Raw genomic sequence first — 16685 nt, forward strand, 5'->3', positions numbered from 1 at the left:
CCGACACAGGTTGTCACCCCCTGTGATCCGTGAGCCCCCTCGTGAGCCCTCCCCAGCCGTGCCGCGGCCCGCTTTCATGAGATTCGGAACCGAACCTGGAGGTGGGGGTGGCACAGCACGACGCCCAGCGAGGCGGATACCGCATCGGCGACCGCGGGTTCGCCTTCGCCGCAGCGCATCGCGCGCCGTGCGGCCCGTCAGCGGGCCAGGTGCACGGGCATACGTTCACCGTCGAGGTCGAGCTGGTCGCGCCGATGCTGCAGGCACCGGGGTTCGTGGTGGACTTCGCGGAGCTGGCCCCGGTCGGCGAGTACCTGCGCAGCACGCTGGACCACCGCGACCTGGACGAGGTCCTGCCGTCGGTGGGCAACACCGATGGCATCGCCGACCATCTGTCTGGCTGGATCGGCGCGCACATGCCCGGACCGGTGGCTGCCTCGTTGGACGCCGTGCGCGTGGTCACCGGCGATCCGGCTGTGCTCGACGCCGGGGTGGCGCATCGGGTGCGGTTCGAGGCCGCGCACAGGCTCCACGGGCTTCCCGACGGGCACAAGTGCGCGCGCCTGCACGGCCACTCCTACATGGTCGATCTGCGGCTGCACCCGGACACCGGGACGGTCGTGCGGCAGCGCCTGAGCGCGCTGGTGGCGGAGTTCATCGGCGAACGTTGGGACTACCAGCTGCTCAACGACGTCGTCCCGGTCGCACCCACGTCCGAGCTGCTGGCACGCGAGCTGCACGAGCAGCTCGCGGTCCTCGCCGGCCAGGGCGATGCCGCTGCGCTCGCCGGGGTCCGGGTGTGGGAGTCGCCGCGCCGGTGGGCCGAGTACACCCCTGGCGCGGTGCGATGAGCCGGGACACGTTGCTGGTGTCGGAGTTCTTCGGCCCGACCTTCCAGGGCGAGGGAACCTCCTTGGGGCGCCGCGCCTTGTTCATCCGGCTGATGCGCTGCAACCTGACCTGCCGCGACTGCGACACCGCCTATACCTGGGACGCCACACGCTACGACCTGGCCTCGAAGACCCAGGAGCTTGCTGTCGAGGACCTGCTGGCATGGGCGTTGAGCAGGGCCGAGGCGCTGGTGGTGATCACCGGTGGCGAACCGCTGATCCAGCAGACCCGGCTGCTGCCGTTGGTACGCGGCCTGGTGGAGGCCGGGCGGCGCGTGGAGGTGGAGACCAACGGGACCATCGCGCCTCGATTCGGGCTGGAGTCGCTGGTCTCGCAGTTCACTGTCTCACCGAAGCTGACGCGGTTCGGGGCCGGGATGCCGCTGGCGACACGCATCAAACCCGCGGTGCTGCAGGCGTTCACTGCGACCGGCCGGGCGGTGTTCAAGTTCGTCGTCTCCGGCCCGGACGAGCTCGACGAGATCGCCGCGTTGGCTCAGGCACACGAGCTGGCGCCGGTGTACGTCATGCCGGCGGGCACGACCGCCGACCAGGTGCTCGCGGGTGCCGCCGCGCTGGCGGACCCGGCACTGCGGCGAGGTTTTCACCTGACCACCCGGCTGCATGTGCTGCTGTGGGGTGATTGCCCTGGCCGCTGAGACGCATGTCGGCGCTGGGTTCGCCCCGCCGCCTGTGATCGGCCTGGATCGCGGCGTGCTGATCACGGTGGAAGGCGTGTGGGGAGCGGGCAAGACCACCGCCGCGTCCGACTTGGGACGACGGCTGACCGCCGCGGGGTTCTCGACGGCGGTGCTGCATTACGGCCCGCTGGACGAGGTGACGGGCAGGCTGGCCGAGCTGCTGGACTCGCGGCCGTTGCGCGCGCGGTCCGGGCTGGGCGGCTACCGCCTGCCTCACCACGCGACGGTCGACGTGCTGGCGCGTCTGGCGCGGGAGGCGTTCCACCACCGCCACACCTACGCGGCCGCGCTGGCCGGCCACGACGTCGTCGTGGTCGACCACGGCGTGTACTCCAAGATCGCCTACGCGGTGACGGTCCTGGGCGAACAGCACCCGCACGAACAGGTCCAGGAGCTGCTCGACCGGGTTCGCGCTGTAGTCGACCCGTGGTTCCTGCACCCGGACCTGGCCGTGTGGCTGGACGTTCCCTGGCCGTTGGCGCGCGAACGCGCCATCGCCCGCGGCCACGGTGGCGGCACCCCCGGTTCGGTGGAACGGCTGGTGTTCCTGCCGCGCTACGCCGCCGCCTACCGCCTGGTCGCCGCGACCTACTCCGGCCGTGTCCGCCGCATCCTGGCCGCCGCTCGGTGCCCGCCGTGCGTGCACACCGACGTCGCCGCCCACGTCGCTGCCCTGCTGCGCACCGATCTTCCGGCCGGGCCGCAACCCGCGTGTTCCTGCCCCTGATGCTGCTGCCCTTGACCTCCTGGAGTCACACGACCATGACCGTGTCCGAGATCCTGCTGTTCTCCGCTGGGCTGGACAGCTTCCCCGCCTGGGAAGTGCTGGGCCGGCCGCCGTGCCTGTATCTGGATCTCGGGCACCGCTACGCCGCCCAGGAACGGGCCGCGATCGCCGATCTGGTCGAGGCCTGCGGCATGGACGTCGAGATCAGTGACGAGCTGCAGTTGGGCCGGTGGGAACAGCCCGACGCGATCATTCCGCTGCGCAACGCGCACCTGGCGATGCTGGCTGCCCAGCGCGCCGACACCGTGTGGTGCGTCGGGGTCAAGGGCGACAACACCCTGGACAAGAGCCCCGCCGCGTTCACCGAGATGTCGAGGTTCATCAGCGGTCTGACCGGCCGCGCCGTGCGGGTGGACAGCCCGTTCTGGTCCCAGACCAAGACCGAGATCGTCGCGGGCTACCTCACCGCGGGCCTGCCCGCCGAGCACCTGCTACTGACCTTCTCCTGCGCCCGCGACGACGGCGCCCGCACCCACTGCGGCACCTGCTCCAGCTGCCTGCGCCGCTGGATCAGCCTGGTCAACAACGGGGTGCAGGCCCCCTTCGACGCCCCGCCATGGCGCTGGTCGCGGGTGGCCGACTACTACGTCGACGCGATGACCTCCGGCCGCTACCCGGCTCACCGCGCCGAGGAGTTCTTCACCGCGCTGGCCACCGTCGGCCACCCCGCCGCCCGCGCCCACCCTGCCGCCCGCGCCCACTCCGCCGCCGAGGAGGTCCGATGACCATCGCCTACATCGCCGCACCACTGTTCAACGACGCCGAGAAGGCCTTCAACCTGCTCGTCGACGCCGCCCTGCGCGAGATCGGCCTGGACACCTGGCTGCCGCAACGCGACGGCGGAGAAGCCGCACCCCTGGTGCGCCAAGGCCTCAACGAGAACACCGTCCGAACGCGACTGTTCGAAATGGACTGCGACGCCATCCGCCGCTGCGGGGTGTTCGTGTTCGTGCTCGACGGACGGGTGCCCGACGAAGGCGGCTGCGTCGAGCTGGGCATGGCCTACGCCCGCGGCGTGCCCTGCTTCGGGCTGCAGACCGACTCCCGCCGCTTCGGCGGCACCGACTCCAACAACCTGATGATCGACTACGCGCTCACCGGAGGCACCGCCCGCTCCATCCCGGAGCTGGCCGAGCTCGTGCGCGCACACCTGGAAGGAGCTCAACGATGCCGCTAGGAGTCAATCTCTGCTGCGCGGTCAAGCGGATGCCCCAACCCCACGAGTGGGCCCGCTTCGTCCGCGAGGACCTCGGCCTGGACCTGGTGCAGTTCACCTTCGACCTGCTCGACCCGTGGGCACCGGCCCAGCTGCGCACCCGGCTCGCCCGCCGCATCACCACCGCGGCCGCCGACTACGGGCTCACGATCGACTCGGCGTTCGTCGGCCTGGCGCACTACGTGCCCAGCGGTCTGCTCGACCCCGACCCCGATGCCCGCGCGGTCGCGCTGACCTGGTGGCGCCACGCCATTGACCTGGCCGCCGAGCTCGGTGCCCGCGCCGTCGGCGGCCCTCTGGGCACCATCAGCGACCACGACGACGCCGACACACGTGCCCGCGCCGCGCGCCGCGCCGACCTCACCGACGCCGTCGCCGAGCTGGCCCAGGCCGCGGCCGCGGCCGGCCTGGACTCCTTCCTCGTCGAACCCACGCCGATCGCCCGCGAGTACCCCGCGACCATCACCGACTGCCACCACCTGCTGCAGGACCTCGAGCGGCGCGAGGTCACCAACGTCGGGCTGGTGCTGGACACCGGGCACATGCTCTACCAGCCGTTGCACGGCGCGGACGCCCGCGTCGACGACTGGATCACCGAGTTGAGCCCGCACATCCGAGGCCTGCACCTGGACAACGCCGACGGACACGGCGACCCGCACTGGGGCTGGCCGCACCCGGACGGCACCGTCGGCGTCGCCGACCTCGCCCACCAGCTCACCCAGGCCGGAATCGGCGACATCCCGGTGATGCTGGAGGTCTACCCGCGCTTCGAGGACAGCTCCAGTGCCGTGCGTGAGCTGCTGCGTTCCTCCGTCGAGCACTGCCGCCCCCACTTCACGCCCGCATCCGCTCGGGAGGTGAGCGCCGATGCCGTGGTCGGCTGACACCTTCCCCGCCCAGGGCCTCGGGGTGGAGGTGTCGTTGTGGTCAGCGGACCTCGGCGCCCTGTCGACCGAGGTCGAGCGCCTCGGCCCGCTCGCCGACGTCTTCCACCTCGATGCCTCCGACACCCGGATGGTCCCCGACGCGCTGTTGTTCCCCGACCTGCTCGCCGCGATCCGCCCGCACACCCGCATCCCGATCCACGTGCACCTGATGGCAGAGCGAGCGACCCACCTGACCGAAGCGTTCGTGCGCGCGGGCGCGGACCTGATCACCCTGCACAGCACCGCCGACGACCTCGACGAGGCGCTGGACACGGCCCGCGAGCTCGGCGCGGCCACCGGCCTCGCGCTCACCCTGGACACACCTGTCGAAGTGTTGTCGGACTACGCCGACAACACCGACGCGGTGCTGATGGTCGGCACCCCCTTGGGCACCAAGGGCACCGGCATGGACCCTGCCGCGCCCGCCCGTATCCGCGCCGCCCGCGCCCTGCTGGCCGCCGCCGGACGCGCGGAGATCCCGGTGATCGCCGACGGAGGCATCCGCGCCGACACCGTGCCCGCGCTGGCCGCCGCCGGCGCGCACGCCGTGGTCGCAGGGTCGCTGTTGCTGGGCGCCGACGACCCGGCCACCGCCACGGCGTGGCTGCGCACCCACGCGCCGATGAGCCCGTCGATGGACCAGTCGTGACCGGGCCTACGGCGGCGCTTCCGCTGCACGGCTGGGTCGTCAGCGTCGACCTGTGGGGAACGCTGATCACCTACGGCGACCGCAACGCCGAGGCCGAGTGGCGGCTGCGTGAGTTCGAAACGGTCCTCACCGCATTCGGGCACGACGTGGGCCCCGATCGCCTGCGCGAGGCTGTTCTCGCCGTGCGCGACGACACCCGCGCACGCCAACGGGACACCGGCGAACAGCCCCCGGTCCGTGACCAGGTCATGGAGATGCTCACGGCGCTCAACCTGGGTTCACTGGACCCGGTCCATGAACAGCGGCTGGTCGACACCCTGCTCATCCCGCACACCCACGCCGTGCAACGCGCCTGCCCCGAGGTGTTTCCCGGCGCGTTGACCGCACTGTGGGAGCTGCGTCAAGCCGGAGCCCGGCTGGTGCTCACGTCCAACACCCTCGCCACCCCGGCCTCGGTGTCACGGCTGATCATGGAAGAGCGGGGCCTGTTGTCGGTGTTCGACGACACCGTCTTCTCCAGCGACATCGGCATCGCCAAACCGCGTCGTGAGATCTTCGCCGCCGTCGCCTCCCGCAGCCAGGTTCCGCTGCAGCGCGTGGTGCACGTGGGCAACAGCCCCACCACCGACATCGCCGGCGCACTCAACGCAGGATGCCGCGCGGTGCTGCTCACCCACCGCGACAAGCGCTGCGACCACGACGTCCCGGTCATCACGGCGCTCGACCAGTTGCCCGCCGCCATCCTCGCCCTCTGCGCCGCCGCACCAGGAGCAGCATGACCGCCATCCTCCCCGCCACCGAGCCCGCGGCCGCCACCACGCTGCTGACCCACGCCCTCACAAAGCCAAGTGAGACCCGCAGCCTGCGAGACCTCGTGACCGCCGTCGACGCCGGCGCGGCATGGCTGGCCGATCCCGCAGCGGCTCGCGCGGCGCTGCACGACGGGCACAACCCGCCGCTCTACCACGCGTGGCGCGACGTGGTGCCCGCCCGCACCACCCCGGCGGCAGACGGACCGGTGCGCTGGCACGCCGACCTGGTCCTCTACCCCGGGGCGGTGCCGGCGCCGGGCACGGCCGAACCGCCGCGCTCGATCGGGCACTGGAACACGCGCACCCAGGTCGAGGTGTTCCAGGTCCTGACCGGGCGTGTGCTGATGCTCCACACCAACCTCGTCGACGGCACCCCGGTCCTGGCTTGGCGCTCCTGCGGCCCGGGCGAGCACGTGCACGTGCCGCCTGGAGCCTGGCACCTCACCGTCGCCGAACACGCCCCCGCCGCGGTGTTCAACATCTACACCGGCGCCGAACCGCCCGGCACCGCAACGCCAGCGGAGCTGCCCAAGTACCACCGTGCCGCGCCGCCCCGCCTCGGCGTCACCATCACCGGCGACCAGCTCAGCCTCGCCACCGACCCCTCGCACCCGTCCACGTGGCCGGTCCAGCACCTCAGCGCGTCCCCCGACTGGGCGGCGCCGCTGACCGACCCGCACGGGCTGGCCACCCTGTACCTCGAGTGCGACGACACAGCTCTGTCCGCGCTGCACGACCAGACCCTCCGTCACAGCGACCACACGGCATGGGAGCGATGACCGCGGCGGCGTTGCACGCTCGGCTGATCACCCACGGCGCACCGGCAGGCCACGTCGGACACCTCGCGCACGGGCCAGCGCGACTGACCCTGCGCGCCGATACGCCCGCGGTGATCCCGGCAGTGACGGCAGCGCTGCACGCGTACCTGCCCACCGCGTCCGGGGCCGGCTGGACGCTGACAGTCCGGACCACCGCGCGGATCGACACTGACCTCGCCGCAGCGGTGTGCACCGGCGCCGCCGTGGACGTCGGCCCCGCCCAGCTCGCCCACCCGTGCACGCTGCCCGCCGCGGCGCTGTGGTGGCTGCCCCAGCCCCGAATCCTGGTCTACCGCGACAACGAGCGCCGCGAGGTCACCCTGACCGGCCACCCCGAACCCGTCCGGCCGTGGGCTGCCCGCCTGGCCCGACAACTGGTCACCGCCCAGCTCGTCGACGCCGGCGCAGTGCACGCTCACGCCGCGGCCTTCGCCCATCGCGGCGGCGGCGTGCTGATCGCCGGGCTCGCCGGGGCGGGCAAAACCACCTGTCTGCTGGCGGGACTGCGCGCCACCGACGGCCACTTCGTCGCCAACGACCGCGTCCTGCTCCTGCCCGACTCCACCGGCCTGACCGCCTACGCCTGGCCCGCACCACTGCGAGCCGCGCCAGGCACCCTGCGCGCGGTCGACGGCCTCGACGTGTTCACGCATGCCCGCGGCGAGCAGGAGAAGACCGACATCGACCCCGCCCTCCTGGCCGGCCGCGTCGGCAGCGGAATCACGGGCAGCACCTGCCCGCGGCTGATGCTGTGGCCGGCACGCACCCGCAACCCGCATCAGCCCGAGGCCGTCCCCGCCGATGAAGTCCGCGCCACCCTGGCGAACACGCGGCTGTTCCTGCATGACCCGGACACCGGCCGCAGCTCCCACCTCAACCACTGGCTCGTACCACTACCCGACTTCGCCGCCCTCGACCAGGCCCGCGACACCGTCATCGGTCTACTCGCCGCCCTGCCCTGCGTGCGCATCGCCGTCACCGACGACATTGACCAACTCATCCGCGACCTGAACACCGTCCTCACCACCGTTCGCAGCGCCGCCACCACCCCCGTCCCTCGGGAACAGCCATGACCGTTCGGCACACCACGGATTTCGATCCCGACGCCCCAGGCTGGGCCGTGCTGCGGGCGTTGTGCTCGCTGCCTGGCCCGCATCCGGACCTCACGGCCGCGCTGTCGGGTGGCGCCGCGCTCGGTGAGGCGCTGGCCGCGTGCGTGTTGTCCAAGACCTTGTGCCTACTGGCAGGCCACTATCGCGTGTACCCGGTGTCGACAGTGCCGAGGGCGCTGGCCGCGTTCCTGACGCGCACCCTGCGCGCCAACCAGCACAAGCACCGCCTCTACCGCCGTGAGGCCGCCGCGCTGACTTCCGCACTACGCGAGGAGCGGGCCCGCGTCGCGGTGCTCGGCGGGATCGCGACCGATCTCACCGTCCACAGCGGACTCGGCGTCCGCGAGTTCGGCGACCTCGACCTGCTGCTCGATCGCGATCACCATGACGCCGCGGCCGCGGTGCTCACCGCGTTCGGCTACCAGCCCGGCACTGGCGGATCAACGTGGACCCGCGCCACCGGCGACCCGGTGACCACGCTGTTCGTCGTCGACCTGCACACCACCGAGCGGTCCGGACTCAGCGACACCGCCCTCGACCGCATCACCACGGCCGTGGTGCCCGAGCAGGAGCTGGTGATGCCGGTACTTGCGCCTGGTGACGCGTTAGCCGCCAGCCTGCACCGGCTCAGCCACGGCGATCGCCTGCGGTGGCCGGTGGTCGCCGACGCGCTGCGCCAGCACCACACGCTCCCGGCAACCGCACCCCACCCAGTGAGCCTGGACGCCACGGCGGCCGACGCCTGGACCTGGCTGCGCACGGGCTGGCCAGACCTGCCCGCGTATCCCCGCGCCGGGGCTCAGCGATGATCGTCGCGTTCGCCGGGCTGCCCGGCACCGGCAAGAGCACCCTCGCCCGCGCCCTGGCCGGCCACCTGGCCGGTAGCCCGGTGATGCTGCTGGACAAGGACACCGAGCGCTACCACCTGTTCGGCGACACCCTGACCACCTACGACCGCGAGCAGGACGACTTCGTGGTCGACCTGCTCTACCGGGCCGCGGCGTGGCAGCTACGCCGCGACCCGGCCACAACCGTGATCCTCGACGGCCGCACCTACAGCCGCGCCTACCAGGTCACCCAGCTCCACGCCCTGGCCGCCGAGCTCGCGCAGCCGCTGGTCATCGTCGAATGCGTGTGCGCCCCCGCCACGGCGCTCACCCGGCTACACCGCGATCACACCGCCGCCAGCCACCCGGCAGCCGACCGCACACCCGACCTGCACCACCGGCTGCGGGCCGACGCCGACCCCATCAGCACCCCCACGCTCGTCCTCGACACCGACGCTCCCGCCGAGCACACCCTGTCGCGCCTGCTCACCCACCTCACCAGCGCCCTGAACACCCAGGAGACGTCGTGACCACCGAACTGGAGCACCTGCTCACCACCGCCCACCACGCCGTCGACCACGCCGAACAGCTGCTGCGCGGACACCCGCCCACCACCGTCCACGCCAAAGGCGACCGCGACATGGCCACCGACACCGACGTCGCCATCGAACGTGCCGTCCGCGCTCGGCTTGCCCACGAGACCCCTGCAATCCCGGTCCACGGCGAGGAGGAAGGCGGCGCCACGGCCGGCACGCGCTGGGAGCTCGACCCCATCGACGGCACCGCCAACCACCTACGCGGGCTGCCCTTGACCGGCATCAGCCTCGCCCTGATCCGCGAGCAGATCCCCATCCTCGGCGTCATCAGCCTGCCGCTGCTCCGCACCCGCCATTGGGCACTGGCCGGACACGGCGCGTTCTGCGATGGCCAGCCCATCACCGCGTCCCCCACCACCGACCTCGCCCAGGCACTGATCGCTGTCGGCGACTACGGCACCGGACCCGACGCGGGACCCCGCAACACCATCGCTCACGCGGTACACCAGCACCTCGCTCCCCGCGCCCAACGCATCCGCATGTTCGGCTCCGCCGCCGTGGATCTCGCCTGGCTCGCCGCCGGCCACCTCGACGCCTCCATCACGCTTGGCAACCGCGCCTGGGACATGGCAGCCGGCGCGGTCATCGCACGCGAAGCAGGCGCACACGTCGTCGACCACGACGGAACCGACCACACCACCGCATCCCGGTTCACGATCGCCACCGCACCCGGACTGCTCACCGCCGTCCTCGACACCCTCCACGCCGCCCTCGACGATGCCCGGACCTCACTGTGCTGATCACGTTCGAGGGACTGCCGGGCGCCGGGAAGACCACCCAGACCCGCCTGCTCGCCGACTGCCTGCGCCGTCAGGGCCGCACCGTGGTCACACTCGACGATCTCGCCACACTCGACACCGACCCGGTCGCCGCCGACCTCGTTGCGGTCCTGGCCACCGCGGGTGACCCGTACTTGCGGGGCAGCGACCCGGTCGTGGACACCCTGCTCACCGCCGCCATCCGCGCAGACCTCGTCGCCACCGTCCTGGCCACCGCCCTCGACGCCGCAGGACCCGACGGCATCGTGATCGAGGACCGCGGCGAGAACACCATGTCCTCCTACGCCCTCGCCGGGCTGCTGCACCGCACCCGCACCAGCCCCGACGCCGCCCTGCAGTGGCTGACCGCGCTCACCGGCCTCACCGGACGCCTCCCTGGCCGGGTGCTCTGGCTGCGCACCCCTGTCGATATCGCCACGCGACGCACCGCCCGACGCGGCCCGGACCGGCAGACCACCGCCGAACACCGCGCGTACCTCAACCGCGTCGACCACGCCTACGAGCGGCTCGCCGCAGGCAACCCCGACCTTGACCAGGTGCACGGCGGTAACCACGAGCCCGCACACGTCCACAAGCTCGTGCACCACGCCCTTGACCTGCCCGACAACCACTGCCCGCACTCAGGCGGCGACCTCCCACACCCGCCCGGCACAGCCTCCTAGACTGAGCCCACGCCGCCGCGTCCGATCACCCTTCCAGGAGAGCCCACCACCATGACGAACGTCGTCAGCGCCACCCGGCCCATCCCCGGCGACCTGCTGGCCGACGTACGCGCGGCTCGCCACGGCGACCCCGACAAACTCGCCGCCGTCCTCGAGTCTTGGGAACTGGAGGCCCTGACCGGCGGCCGCAACAACGACGTGTTCACCTGGAACGGCACCTGCATCAAGCTCTACCGCAAGACCGACCGCAACCGCGTCGAACGAGAATGGCACGGCCTGAACCACGTCGCTGACCTGGGCATCGCGCCCCGGCCGCTGTGGCTCGACGAGCATCCCGACGAACCAGCACTCGGCATGACCTTGGTGCCGGGCACTCCTGCCGACGAGAACGCCTTTCCCCTTGCCGCGCTTAGGGATCTGGCCCGCGCCACCCGCGCGATGCAGGACCTTCCACTCACTGAACCGCTCGCGGCGTGGCCACGCGTCGACTCCATCACCCACTACATCGCGCGCCTCACCGATGTCTGGCCCGGCCAGCTCGCCGAATCCGACAACGACGAGTACACCGCGCAGATGCTGGCATTGCTGCAGCGCTGGCGCGCCAGCAACGACGCCGATCTACTCGCCCAGCCCGCGCCCAAAGTGTTCAGCCGCGGTGACGCCAATCTGCTCAACTGGCTGCACCACCGCACCGATCTGTACGTAGTGGACTTCGAGTTCGCTGGTTTCAGCGATCCTGCCGTCGACGCCGCCGACCACATCGAGCACATCAGCGCCCACCACATCCCCGACACAGCGTGGCTCGCCCTCACCGACCAGCTCGGCATCGACCACCGCAACCGCGCCCGCTTCGACGCAGCACGCCGCACAACCGCTCTGCGATGGCTCGCCGTGCTGTGGAAGCAACGCGACCGCCGAACAGACGAGTTCATCCGTCAGCTCGACCGGTGCCGTGCCCTCATCGGCTAGCTTCACCGGCGCGCCGCATCGACTCGACTGCCAGGCTCACCAAATGCCGAGCCTTCCGGACGCACGCAGTCGAGCAGTAGCGGAGGAAATGACACGACGACTGAGACTGATCATGGTGTCATCACCATGAGACTGGCCCGAACTCGCAGGTCACACAAGATCGACATGTCACAACCGTCGAGAACCTACATATGACGACGGGCCGGCCCCGGCGAGACATGTCCGCCGGGGCACTGCTCGGTCCTCAGCCAGTGAGGGACTGCTTCCCCCGGCTGAGGCTGATCGTGGTGACGAGGCCGTCGAGCTGCGGCCGCGCTATGGTCGCCCGATGCGTCGTGTGTCCTGGTCGAGGGTGTTCTCGGCGCTCGCTGTCGCTTGTTCCGCCGTCGTCGTGGTGGTCGCAGTGACGATGTTCGTCACGGACCCCAACTGGGCCATGGGCTTGCTCTCGGTGTTCGCCTTGGCGGGGTTCGCGACGTCGGCCCGGTCAGCCATCGTCGACTGGCAGATGCGACGGCACGCACCCCGGGACCCACGAGCGATCGCCCTGTACGAGGAGCTGGAGCAACTCGCGGAGGTGTGGCGTGGCCGACGCCTGGCGAGCGACAAGCACGCGGTGGCACTGGTCTTCCCGATCGACAAGCTGCCCGTGGTGGTGCGCATGGACTTCAACGCTCTCGACTACGACGCCAAGGTGGTGACCGCCGAGCGCCTCATCCTGACGCCATTCCGGCCGATCGTGCTCCGCAAGATCCAAGGTGGACGGTTCGAGCTGGACGAGAACAACCGCGTGGTGCTGCTGCCCGAGCACGGCGCCCGGCGAGAAGGCACTGCGCTGCGAGCGGTCAGCTGGATGTTGCGAACAGGCATGGGCGTGCTCACGGCCGGGGAGATGCAGGAACTCGTCGAGCAGGTACGGGCGGCGCAGCCTGTCGAACGCTGACGGTCTGGCGGCAGCTCCCGCAACCACGTCCGGCACAAACGAGCATGTTCTCCTCGGTGAGCACGCGTGGCGGCACTGGCTGGTGCTGTGCCGGGTGAGTAATCGCTCGTTCCAGCACGTCCGGCGAGCCACACTCGGTGCCGAATCCCAGCACAGCCGAACGGATGACCGTGTCTGACCCGAAGCTCAAGCGAGCTCACCACACCGTTCCCCGCTTCCACCTCGAGCGGTTCGCCCGGCCGCCCGGCCCCGGCCGCGCGCACGCGCAGCTGACGCGGGTCGAGCTGCCCGGCACCAAGCGGCACCCGATCTCGGTGACCTCGGCGACCGTCGAGAGGGACTTTTACCTCATGCGCACCACCGAGGGTGACCTCACCGATGCCTTCGAGGACCAGCTGTCCGAAGTCGAGGGAGCCGCGGCGGCCGCCGTGCGCGACCTCGTCGACAAGGGCGCCTGGCCCCTCACCGACGAGAACCGCGAACCGATCGCGGCGTGGGCCGCTCTGCAGCACCTGCGCACACCGGGCGAGCGGGAGATGCTGGCTGTCGCCACCGAGCTGGCCAGCGAGATCACCAGTCGCGGCCTCCGCGCCGAACTCCCCGGACTCGCGGGGGCAGGCCCGCACACCTATGTGCGGCAACGAGAACTGTCTCGTGAGGACCGCGACCAGCTGCGTGAGATCCACCTGCAAGGGATGGTCCGCAGCTTCCGGTCCGCCGTCGCCACGCTGCTGGGCTGCGCGTGGACCGTGGTGCGGTTCCAGCGGAAATCGCTGATCACGTCCGACACACCCGTCACGCTGATCCCGATCGCCGACGCCGACATCCGCACCCCGCTGAGCCTGGCCTCCAACGACGGGATCCTCGTGCCGCTCGACCGACGCGTCGCCCTGCTCATGGTGGACGGCACCGGCGACGACCGCATGATCGCCGGCACCACCCAGGCCAGCAAGTCGCTCAACCAGGAGATCGTCAACGGCGCGCGGCGATGCGTGTTCCACCATCCCGATGACGACCCGCTCGCCGGCCTCGTCCTGCCCGAGCCCGCACAGGCACAGCTGATGTTCGAGCGCATGGTCTGACCGGAAGCGCGAGCGTGAGCGCGACCCAGCCGGGCATGCTGTGCCGGTGAGCGCGCAGCGACCCAACCCTGTAGACCAGGCGCTGGCCGAGCTGTCCGGGTCTCGCTTCCGGGTACTCGACGAGCCCTCGTACCGGATCGAGGACGACGGGATCGTCGCGAGTTTCCGGTTGCAGCTCTTCGTCAGCGCGGGGCTGCGACCGGTCGCGGTCGCCATCCAGGACGTGGCCGAGGGTGGCATCTCGCTGACCAATGGCTGCGAGTCCATTGTGAGCCGGGTGTGGCGAGACCACGTTCCGGGCGAACCGCTTCCGCCGCTGTGGGTTCAGAGGATCATCACCCCGACATATCCGGGGTGGGACTCGGACGCACTCAGCTCCTGGCAGATGGTCACGTTCGAAGTCCAGTCACCGCACTGGTTGTCTGCTCCGCAGTGGACGGCTATCACCCAGCCCGAGCTCGACCGCTTGGTCGGCAGGCCCGTCGACGACCAGCGCGGCCGCGATTTCGAGCCGGAACCAGCGCCCGACGACGTCGACTATGCGCTGGTGCCAATGCACCAGATCCCGCTGGAGAAGCCGTTCCGGCAACAGTGCATGACCTCCGCCGCACCAGGTCGGACGCCACCACGACGGCCCAGGCTGCCGTGGCCGTGGCGGAGCAGCCGCGAGAATCGAGCCACCGGCGTTCCCAGCGGGAGCTGCTGCTGGTACCACCGCGGAGACTGGTCAGCCGTCATCGAGACCGCCATCCGGCTGATCAGCGAGGCCAAAGCCCGAGGGCTCGGCGCGGCGGACCAGCTGCGCGACGTCGTGCTCGAGGCCGCCCACGTCGACGGCATCACCGGCTGGGACCAGCAGGCGTTGCACAGCCTGCTGGTCGACCCGATCGTTCTCGGCAAGAACGCCAACGAGCCGACGGTGTGGTTTGTCAACGGCCAGCACCGGACCCGCGCGATGCGTGACGCCGGCGTCACCGAGGTCCTCGTCGCCGCACGCCCGCAGATCGGCAAGATCATCGGGCCAGCGCGCACTGACGAGCGCTAATACCCGGCCATCGCACCAGGCCGACGTGCGGATGCCGTCGAGCGCGCTACTAGCGTGAGCTGGACTGGCGCAGTCCGAGCTTGAGGTATCGGGCCGGGAACGGGCACCGTGTCGACGATGAGCGACAGAATTAACGTCGAGCGCCTTCGGCAGATCGAAGCCCAACTCACCGACGACACTCTCACCGACGACGACCTGGTCGCCGCGCTGGTCGACGCGGGGCTTCCGGAGCTGGCTCGGGTCGTGACCCGCTTCACCCGCAGCGCTCGACCCCGCCGCGTTGCCGAGCCGGGTCGGCCACACCTCCACGTCGTTGACGACGACGCGCCCCGCTGATCACCACAACAGCCCCGGTTCACAGCCCGCATGGGAACTCAGTTCCCACGCGGATTGACCCTGCTCGGCTGGCGTGGGAACTTAGTTCCCATGCCAGCCATCGACATCGCCTTGCCGGACGCTCTGCCGCCCGACTACGTCTTCCAGCAGGGACGCACCTACGGCAACGTGCCGACCTTCCTGTACCTCAACACCGGCTACCCGAAGCTGGCCACGGCGGTGATACGCATCGACGCCGGCGACTACCGCTGGAACCACATCGCACAAGCCCCGTTCTGCGTGGCCTGGAAGATTCCCGTCATCGTCGCCACTGCCGAGCTGCGCGAACTGCTGCAGCGGCTCGTGCCGTTGTTCCAGACCGTCGCGGCCGGCCTAGACGTCGACCCGGATCCCAACCCGCCCACGACCGATGTCAACGACCCGAACTTCGACGCCGACTGCAACCGGCCTGTCGGCACCCAGGTGCTCACGCCCGCCGCCGAGCAGGCCCGCCAGCGCATCGCCGACGAGCTCGCCACCGCCTTCGCGGACTGGCCGCTCGTCGAGACCCACGACGTCGCCCTCACGACCGAGCAGGAACTTGAGCTCGAACAGCGGATCGCCCCGGACGCCGAGATCTACCCCGATCTCACCGAGCTAGCCGAGACGCTGCGCGCCGCGGCCCCGCCGGTCACCCCCGGCAACTACGTGATGATCCCCGGCCTGGTTGACCGGCTGCGCGCGATCCGGGACCGCGTCCGCGAGCGCGAACTCCAGCGGCTGGAAGCCATCTCCAACACCATCCGGACCGCCACCGCCGACCGTGACCGCCTGCTCAGCCAGGCCTCCACGTGGAAAGACACGTCCGGCACGACCTCGCAACGAGCGCTCGCCGAGCGCACAGGGCTCACCCACCGCGGCGTCGGCAAGATCATCGGACGGAGGCAGGTCGAAGAGTCCCTCGGCCCCCAAGACCTTCCCGAGCTGACCGACGCCGATGTGGCAGTACTGCACCTGGGCCCCAGCACCCCCGAACAGCGCTACCACTGGGCATCGTGCGAGCACCCCGCCGCGCGCGTACACGCGGCCGCCGACACCGTGTTCGACGAGCAGCGCGGCAGCCACGGTCTGCCCGTGCGTCCGGCCGCCTCCACCGACCTCAGCCGCTTTGGCGAACTGCGCTCGGACTGGTCGATCGGCACCTGCGGGACCTGCTGCGCTCCAGTGGTCACGTTCCGGCTCCACACCGCCGACGGAACCTGGCAAACCCCGTGGGTGCTGCTGCAGAAGCATGGCGAACCCGAGTGGTGACGGCGCCAACCGCGACCAAACCGGCCGCTCGATCCGCTGCTCTGCATGAGCTGCGTGCCGCCCCGTTCCGAGGCCTCCACCACCACAAACGGCGTCCAATGTTGGCTCGGTGAGGTACCCGGCCAACGCAAAACCAACAACGAGTCAACAACGCCCCGCAACGCTTTTCCCCACGCTTTCCACACACCCAGGGGAAACGCTGGCACCGCTCGGCCACGTCGAGCATCGACCGAAGGGGAACCCAC

20 protein-coding genes are annotated in these 16685 nt (G+C 70.7%); all 20 read left to right on the forward strand.

Features of this window, described 5'->3' with window-relative positions; all coding sequences use genetic code 11:
• Positions 1–107: 107 nt before the first annotated feature.
• Positions 108–851 (forward strand): 6-carboxytetrahydropterin synthase, encoded by a 744-nt coding sequence (locus C8D87_RS41570; protein WP_146772036.1) that lies wholly within the window; start codon positions 108–110, stop codon positions 849–851.
• Complete coding sequence (locus tag C8D87_RS41575) at positions 848–1549, forward strand: 7-carboxy-7-deazaguanine synthase QueE (RefSeq protein WP_112231807.1); 702 nt, start codon at positions 848–850, stop codon at positions 1547–1549. Before C8D87_RS41570 ends, C8D87_RS41575 begins: the two co-directional genes overlap by 4 nt.
• Positions 1550–1604: 55 nt before the next feature.
• Positions 1605–2318, forward strand: coding sequence for a nucleoside/nucleotide kinase family protein (locus C8D87_RS41580; RefSeq protein WP_233442535.1), 714 nt, complete (start codon positions 1605–1607; stop codon positions 2316–2318).
• Between the two features lie 35 nt (positions 2319–2353).
• Positions 2354–3103 carry a 7-cyano-7-deazaguanine synthase gene (locus C8D87_RS41585; RefSeq protein WP_112232083.1) on the forward strand — a complete coding sequence of 250 codons (750 nt, stop codon included), beginning with the start codon at positions 2354–2356 and terminating at the stop codon, positions 3101–3103.
• Positions 3100–3555 (forward strand): nucleoside 2-deoxyribosyltransferase, encoded by a 456-nt coding sequence (locus C8D87_RS41590; protein WP_112231809.1) that lies wholly within the window; start codon positions 3100–3102, stop codon positions 3553–3555. The genes C8D87_RS41585 and C8D87_RS41590 overlap by 4 nt, the downstream gene beginning before the upstream one ends.
• Complete coding sequence (locus C8D87_RS41595) at positions 3546–4478, forward strand: sugar phosphate isomerase/epimerase family protein (protein WP_112231811.1); 933 nt, start codon at positions 3546–3548, stop codon at positions 4476–4478. The genes C8D87_RS41590 and C8D87_RS41595 overlap by 10 nt, the downstream gene beginning before the upstream one ends.
• On the forward strand, positions 4462–5169 hold the full coding sequence (locus tag C8D87_RS41600; RefSeq protein WP_112231813.1) for a beta/alpha barrel domain-containing protein: 708 nt from the start codon (positions 4462–4464) through the stop codon (positions 5167–5169). The genes C8D87_RS41595 and C8D87_RS41600 overlap by 17 nt, the downstream gene beginning before the upstream one ends.
• Complete coding sequence (locus C8D87_RS41605) at positions 5166–5948, forward strand: HAD family hydrolase (RefSeq protein ID WP_112231815.1); 783 nt, start codon at positions 5166–5168, stop codon at positions 5946–5948. The genes C8D87_RS41600 and C8D87_RS41605 overlap by 4 nt, the downstream gene beginning before the upstream one ends.
• Positions 5945–6760: a cupin domain-containing protein gene (locus tag C8D87_RS41610; RefSeq protein WP_112231817.1), complete on the forward strand. Its 816-nt coding sequence runs from the start codon at positions 5945–5947 to the stop codon at positions 6758–6760. Before C8D87_RS41605 ends, C8D87_RS41610 begins: the two co-directional genes overlap by 4 nt.
• Entirely contained in the window at positions 6748–7872 is a 1125-nt protein-coding gene (locus C8D87_RS41615; RefSeq protein ID WP_112231819.1) for a hypothetical protein, read from the forward strand. Before C8D87_RS41610 ends, C8D87_RS41615 begins: the two co-directional genes overlap by 13 nt.
• Positions 7869–8720 carry a nucleotidyltransferase family protein gene (locus tag C8D87_RS41620; protein WP_112231821.1) on the forward strand — a complete coding sequence of 284 codons (852 nt, stop codon included), beginning with the start codon at positions 7869–7871 and terminating at the stop codon, positions 8718–8720. The genes C8D87_RS41615 and C8D87_RS41620 overlap by 4 nt, the downstream gene beginning before the upstream one ends.
• The gene (locus C8D87_RS48350) at positions 8717–9268 is read left to right on the forward strand and encodes an AAA family ATPase (RefSeq protein WP_112231822.1); all 552 of its coding nucleotides are present in this window, start codon (positions 8717–8719) and stop codon (positions 9266–9268) included. Before C8D87_RS41620 ends, C8D87_RS48350 begins: the two co-directional genes overlap by 4 nt.
• Positions 9265–10074, forward strand: a complete 810-nt coding sequence (locus tag C8D87_RS41630) for an inositol monophosphatase family protein (RefSeq protein ID WP_233442536.1) — start codon at positions 9265–9267, stop codon at positions 10072–10074. The genes C8D87_RS48350 and C8D87_RS41630 overlap by 4 nt, the downstream gene beginning before the upstream one ends.
• Positions 10068–10775, forward strand: coding sequence for a dTMP kinase (locus tag C8D87_RS48355; RefSeq protein WP_233442537.1), 708 nt, complete (start codon positions 10068–10070; stop codon positions 10773–10775). Before C8D87_RS41630 ends, C8D87_RS48355 begins: the two co-directional genes overlap by 7 nt.
• Before the next feature lie 51 nt (positions 10776–10826).
• Positions 10827–11744 carry an aminoglycoside phosphotransferase family protein gene (locus C8D87_RS48360; protein WP_233442538.1) on the forward strand — a complete coding sequence of 306 codons (918 nt, stop codon included), beginning with the start codon at positions 10827–10829 and terminating at the stop codon, positions 11742–11744.
• Positions 11745–12072: 328 nt separating this feature from the next.
• On the forward strand, positions 12073–12687 hold the full coding sequence (locus tag C8D87_RS41640; RefSeq protein ID WP_146772037.1) for a hypothetical protein: 615 nt from the start codon (positions 12073–12075) through the stop codon (positions 12685–12687).
• A gap of 164 nt (positions 12688–12851) precedes the next feature.
• The gene (locus C8D87_RS41645; RefSeq protein ID WP_112231828.1) at positions 12852–13769 is read left to right on the forward strand and encodes a DUF4238 domain-containing protein; all 918 of its coding nucleotides are present in this window, start codon (positions 12852–12854) and stop codon (positions 13767–13769) included.
• A gap of 46 nt (positions 13770–13815) precedes the next feature.
• The gene (locus tag C8D87_RS41650) at positions 13816–14814 is read left to right on the forward strand and encodes a hypothetical protein (protein WP_146772038.1); all 999 of its coding nucleotides are present in this window, start codon (positions 13816–13818) and stop codon (positions 14812–14814) included.
• 117 nt (positions 14815–14931) lie between these two features.
• The gene (locus tag C8D87_RS41655) at positions 14932–15150 is read left to right on the forward strand and encodes a hypothetical protein (protein WP_146772039.1); all 219 of its coding nucleotides are present in this window, start codon (positions 14932–14934) and stop codon (positions 15148–15150) included.
• A 90-nt stretch (positions 15151–15240) separates the two neighbouring features.
• Positions 15241–16440, forward strand: coding sequence for a hypothetical protein (locus C8D87_RS41660; RefSeq protein ID WP_112231834.1), 1200 nt, complete (start codon positions 15241–15243; stop codon positions 16438–16440).
• Positions 16441–16685: the final 245 nt, after the last annotated feature.

It is taken from the genome of Lentzea atacamensis, from assembly GCF_003269295.1.
GTDB classification, from domain to species: domain Bacteria; phylum Actinomycetota; class Actinomycetes; order Mycobacteriales; family Pseudonocardiaceae; genus Lentzea; species Lentzea atacamensis.

Coding starts and splice junctions, on each gene's coding strand:
- C8D87_RS41575 (WP_112231807.1), top strand. CDS start 848: ATGAGCCGGGACACGTTGCTGGTGTCGGAGTTCTTCGGCCCGACCTTC.
- C8D87_RS41585 (WP_112232083.1), top strand. CDS start 2,354: ATGACCGTGTCCGAGATCCTGCTGTTCTCCGCTGGGCTGGACAGCTTC.
- C8D87_RS41590 (WP_112231809.1), top strand. CDS start 3,100: ATGACCATCGCCTACATCGCCGCACCACTGTTCAACGACGCCGAGAAG.
- C8D87_RS41595 (WP_112231811.1), top strand. CDS start 3,546: ATGCCGCTAGGAGTCAATCTCTGCTGCGCGGTCAAGCGGATGCCCCAA.
- C8D87_RS41600 (WP_112231813.1), top strand. CDS start 4,462: ATGCCGTGGTCGGCTGACACCTTCCCCGCCCAGGGCCTCGGGGTGGAG.
- C8D87_RS41610 (WP_112231817.1), top strand. CDS start 5,945: ATGACCGCCATCCTCCCCGCCACCGAGCCCGCGGCCGCCACCACGCTG.
- C8D87_RS41615 (WP_112231819.1), top strand. CDS start 6,748: ATGGGAGCGATGACCGCGGCGGCGTTGCACGCTCGGCTGATCACCCAC.
- C8D87_RS41620 (WP_112231821.1), top strand. CDS start 7,869: ATGACCGTTCGGCACACCACGGATTTCGATCCCGACGCCCCAGGCTGG.
- C8D87_RS48350 (WP_112231822.1), top strand. CDS start 8,717: ATGATCGTCGCGTTCGCCGGGCTGCCCGGCACCGGCAAGAGCACCCTC.
- C8D87_RS48360 (WP_233442538.1), top strand. CDS start 10,827: ATGACGAACGTCGTCAGCGCCACCCGGCCCATCCCCGGCGACCTGCTG.
- C8D87_RS41640 (WP_146772037.1), top strand. CDS start 12,073: ATGCGTCGTGTGTCCTGGTCGAGGGTGTTCTCGGCGCTCGCTGTCGCT.
- C8D87_RS41645 (WP_112231828.1), top strand. CDS start 12,852: ATGACCGTGTCTGACCCGAAGCTCAAGCGAGCTCACCACACCGTTCCC.
- C8D87_RS41655 (WP_146772039.1), top strand. CDS start 14,932: ATGAGCGACAGAATTAACGTCGAGCGCCTTCGGCAGATCGAAGCCCAA.
- C8D87_RS41660 (WP_112231834.1), top strand. CDS start 15,241: ATGCCAGCCATCGACATCGCCTTGCCGGACGCTCTGCCGCCCGACTAC.